This is a genomic window from Pigmentiphaga sp. (genome assembly GCF_019689535.1).
GTDB lineage: Bacteria > Pseudomonadota > Gammaproteobacteria > Burkholderiales > Burkholderiaceae_B > Pigmentiphaga.
The window spans coordinates 1-2,336 of the sequence record NZ_JADGHH010000326.1 but is presented as its reverse complement, the minus strand read 5'-3'; the positions used below and the strand labels follow the sequence as shown (position 1 = coordinate 2,336).

General features: G+C 62.1%; 3 protein-coding genes. 2 read left to right on the top strand and 1 reads right to left on the bottom strand.

Going from position 1 to position 2,336, the window contains the following annotated elements:
* The first annotated feature begins 195 nt into the window (after positions 1-195).
* Positions 196-486 carry a hypothetical protein gene (locus IRZ12_RS17340; RefSeq protein ID WP_296471284.1) on the top strand — a complete coding sequence of 97 codons (291 nt, stop codon included), beginning with the start codon at positions 196-198 and terminating at the stop codon, positions 484-486.
* 81 nt (positions 487-567) lie between these two features.
* Positions 568-696: a hypothetical protein gene (locus tag IRZ12_RS17335; RefSeq protein ID WP_296471281.1), complete on the top strand. Its 129-nt coding sequence runs from the start codon at positions 568-570 to the stop codon at positions 694-696.
* A 130-nt stretch (positions 697-826) separates the two neighbouring features.
* Here the strand turns inward: IRZ12_RS17335 and IRZ12_RS17330 are convergent, their stop codons facing one another.
* On the bottom strand, positions 827-2,173 hold the full coding sequence (locus IRZ12_RS17330) for a dicarboxylate/amino acid:cation symporter (protein WP_296471279.1): 1,347 nt from the start codon (positions 2,171-2,173) through the stop codon (positions 827-829).
* Positions 2,174-2,336 lie beyond the last annotated feature (163 nt).

Sequence of the window (2,336 nt, the reverse complement as noted above, 5' to 3'; positions counted from 1 at the left end):
GGTTCGGCGGGCGGGGCCAGGGGGACGTCGGGAGCAGGGGAGGCGGAGGACATCGTTCGCATGTAGGGCCGGAAAAAGGCCGGCAATCCTTCAATCGTAGCCGGTTCGCAGACGTTGCGAAAATCGCAACGTTTGACAAAATTACGTAACAAGAGAGCGCAAACCGCAGACGGTACGCCACGTTAGGATAGCTGTATGAACAAGCGCAAATCGTCGACTCTCGATCCGCTGGGCGCCGAGGCCGGGATGTACGTCCCGCCGCCCACGCTTGGCGACGTCCCGCCACCGCCGCGCAGCCTGCGCGTGGCGGCGCTGGTCACGATCGCGGTCGTGATCGTTGCGGGAACTGTCGCCGTCCATACCATTCCCGAGGCCAGGCGAACCTGGCAGCTCATTTCCCATCAAACCGAGAAGGCGCTGGCGCGCGTGCTCGGCAAGGCGGAACAGAAAACCACGGAGGTCGTGGGCGGCGTTCCGCCCCGCTGAAGCGCGGTGCCCGCATTTCCCGGCATTCGCCGAGATCCGTTAGAATTACGGGTTAGCCGGATTCAATGACTGGAGATCAACATGGCGGAAAAGAAACGCACGCGCCGCAACACCCTCGAGCGCCGCTGCCTGGGCAAGCCCTTCAAGCGTCTGTTCGTCGGGGCCCCCAAGAGCATCTTCAAGATGCTCGAAAGGGTCAAGCGCGCTTGATTGGGCGCTAGGTGCCGCGAAGAAAGCCACCCCCGGGTGGCTTTCTTTTTTCGAGGTGTCGCAAAAGGAAAAGGCATGCCTTGGCATGCCTTTTTTCCTGGACCCCGGCGTAGCCTGCGCCGAGATGCGTTCAGTGATGGGCGGGAACCAGGCCCTCGTTTTCGAAGGCGGGTGCGGCGGGCTTGGCGCCCGCCGAGTTCAGGGCCTTGTCCAGCATTCCCTTGTCCAGCGCGCCTTCCCAGCGGGCCACGACTACGCTGGCCACCGCGTTGCCGATCAGGTTGGTGAGCGCACGGCATTCCGACATGAAACGGTCGATGCCGAGGATGAGCGCCATGCCGGCCACGGGCACGGACGGCACCACTGACAGCGTGGCCGCGAGGGTGATGAAGCCGGCGCCGGTGATGCCCGCTGCACCCTTGGAGCTGAGCATGGCTACGGCCAGGAGCAGGAGCTGGTCGCCGAGGGGCAGCTGGATGTCCATTGCCTGCGCGATGAACAACGCTGCCAGCGTCATGTAGATGTTGGTGCCGTCCAGGTTGAATGAATAGCCGGTGGGAATGACCAGGCCCACGACCGGCTTGGCGCAACCCGCGCGCTCCATTTTTTCCATCAGGGTGGGCAGGGCCGCCTCGGACGAGCTGGTGCCGAGCACGAGCAGCAGTTCTTCGCGGATGTAGCGGATCAGCTTGAGGATGGAGAAGCCGTTGTACCGCGCAACTGCGCCCAGCACGATTAGCACGAACAGGATGGAGGTCAGGTAGAACGTCCCGACCAGCCATGCCAGGTTGGCGACGGAGCCGATTCCGTACTTGCCGATGGTAAAGGCCATGGCCCCGAACGCGCCAATGGGCGCCGCCTTCATCAGGATGGCGACCAACTTGAAGAAGGCCGACGAGATGGAGTGCAGGAAGTTCAGCACCGGCATGCCTTTGTCGCCGATGGCGCCGAGCGAGATGCCGAAAAGCACCGAGAAAAAGAGCACCTGCAGGATGTCGCCGCCGGCGAACGCGCTGACCACCGTGTTGGGGATGATGTTCATCAGGAAGCCGACCAGCGTCTGGTCGTGCGCCTTGGCGGAATAGCTGGCGACGGCTTTGGCGTCTAGCGTCGCGGGATCGATGTGCAGGCCTGTGCCGGGCTGGACGACGTTGGCCACGATCATCCCGATGCACAGCGCGAGCGTGGAGAAGACGAGGAAATAAATCATGGCCTTGCCGACGACGCGGCCGACGCGCTGTAGGTCGCGCATGCCGGCAATGCCGGTCGTGACGGTCAGGAAAATGACCGGGGCGATGATCATCTTGACGAGTTTGATGAATGCATCGCCCAGGGGCTTCATGGCTTCCCCGGCCTGGGGATAGAAGTGGCCCAGCAGGATGCCTACCGCAATGGCGAAGAGCACCTGAACGTAGAGGATTTGATAGAACTTTTTCTTGCGCACGGGCGTGGGCGCCGTGCTGGATACTTCGATCATTGGGACGTCCCCTTCCTGCGGCTTCACGTCTCCGGTTGAGAAGGAGACGGCGCCTCGTTTTCAACAATCTCCAAAGTTCGGGCGAACTTCGTTGAAGCCTTTCTTGCAATCCCCATGCCGGGCGAGGTGAGGAGGTCGTTTCTTCTAACCTATTGATTTAGTT

Excerpts from the sequence above, each read along its gene's own strand:
- IRZ12_RS17330 (WP_296471279.1), bottom strand. The coding sequence starts at position 2,173 with ATGATCGAAGTATCCAGCACGGCGCCCACGCCCGTGCGCAAGAAAAAG.
- IRZ12_RS17335 (WP_296471281.1), top strand. The coding sequence starts at position 568 with ATGGCGGAAAAGAAACGCACGCGCCGCAACACCCTCGAGCGCCGCTGC.
- IRZ12_RS17340 (WP_296471284.1), top strand. The coding sequence starts at position 196 with ATGAACAAGCGCAAATCGTCGACTCTCGATCCGCTGGGCGCCGAGGCC.